A 1,410-nucleotide genomic window follows, 5' to 3' on the forward strand; every position below is an offset into this window, starting at 1 on the left:
GGCACCGGCGCGCCGCCACTGCGGCTCGGATCATCGGCGACGGCGAACGTGCCCCACAGCAGCGCGGCCGCGATCGGCAGCACGACGACGAGCAGATATCGCCAGGGCGAGTCGAAGGCCCGCCAGCCGAACACCCCGAACGAGGTGATGGCGACGAGCTCGAGCAGGAAACGCACGGCCAGCAGGGCCGGATTCAGTGACACGGCCACAGCGTAAAGGCCGCCCCCGGCCCGCCGCGACGGGTCAGCGCGCGTTGACCAGGGCCGTGCCCGTGGCGCGATCGTGCATGCCGCGCCCGTCGGCGTCGGTGAACAGCGCCGGGATGACGAACACCAGCAGCACCTGCCGTGCCAGCGCCCGCACGAACCCGACCGCCACCGGGGCGTCGATCCGCAGCACGCGCAGCTTCAGGAAGTACTGGCCGGGGGTGAACCCGAACAGCGTCACCGCGGCGACGCCGATCACGAACCACACCAGCAGCGGCATCGAGGAGGAGGCGAAGCTGCGGGTGATCACGGCGGCGATGCCGACCGCGATGAACCAGTCGACGAACAGCGCGACGACCCGGCGCCAGGTCGGGGCGAGCGAGCCGGCGCCCGCGCGTGGCAGCCCGTACAGCTCGCCGGGGTAGCCGGATGTTTCCGGGTCGCCCGGTTCCGCCGGATTGCCGGAAAGCCATGTGCCGGTGATACGCGCCATGGGTCCCAGGATAGTGGCCGGCTATCGCCCGCTCACGACCGCATTAGTGGAGGTCACGTCACCGCGCGGCGGAGCGGATGGCAGGATTACGATGCAGGTCGCGCCCGGATGGCAGACATCACCAGATATCCGGCACGCGTAACACTGGCGAAACACAGCCTTGACTGTAGGGAAACACCGCGTCCATAGCGTCAGCTGGCGACGAACCCATGCATCGCGACTGGCTGGGAACCGATCCGTAAGGAGAACAAGTGACGTTCAGCACGGCCGAAGAGGTCATCCAGTACATCAAGGAAGAGGACATCGAATACGTCGATATCCGCTTCTCCGACCTTCCCGGCGTCCAGCAGCACTTCTCGATCCCGGCCAAGGCGTTCACCGCCGACCTGGCCGAAGAGGGTCTGGCGTTCGACGGCTCCTCGGTGCGTGGCTTCCAGTCGATCGACGAGTCGGACATGCTCCTGCTCCCCGACTTCAGCACCGCGCGGATCGACCCCTTCCGTGCCGCGAAGACCCTGAACCTGAACTTCTTCGTGCACGACCCGTTCACCCGTGAGGCCTACTCCCGCGACCCGCGCAACATCGCGCGCAAGGCGGAGGAGTACCTGCGTTCGACCGGCATCGCCGACACCGCCTACTTCGGTGCCGAGGCCGAGTTCTACATCTTCGACGGCATCCGCTACGGCTCGGGCATGAACGGCTCGTTCTACG

3 protein-coding genes are annotated in these 1,410 nt (G+C 67.4%); 1 reads left to right on the forward strand and 2 read right to left on the reverse strand.

What is annotated here, in order from left to right:
* Both ACWDNU_RS45785 and ACWDNU_RS45790 read right to left on the reverse strand, forming a co-directional pair.
* Positions 1-203, reverse strand: a 203-nt coding sequence (locus tag ACWDNU_RS45785; protein ID WP_449673440.1) for a YrdB family protein, incomplete at its 3' end; no start/stop codon positions are given.
* Between the two features lie 40 nt (positions 204-243).
* Complete coding sequence (locus ACWDNU_RS45790) at positions 244-699, reverse strand: RDD family protein (RefSeq protein WP_355279196.1); 456 nt, start codon at positions 697-699, stop codon at positions 244-246.
* A 251-nt stretch (positions 700-950) separates the two neighbouring features.
* On the opposite strand from ACWDNU_RS45790, the gene ACWDNU_RS45795 reads away from it, so the two are divergent.
* Positions 951-1,410: glutamine synthetase beta-grasp domain-containing protein (locus ACWDNU_RS45795; protein WP_449673441.1), on the forward strand; the 460-nt coding region annotated here is incomplete at its 3' end.

It is taken from the genome of Amycolatopsis sp. NPDC003676, from assembly GCF_053587275.1.

Excerpts from the sequence above, each read along its gene's own strand:
- ACWDNU_RS45790 (WP_355279196.1), bottom strand. The coding sequence starts at position 699 with ATGGCGCGTATCACCGGCACATGGCTTTCCGGCAATCCGGCGGAACCG.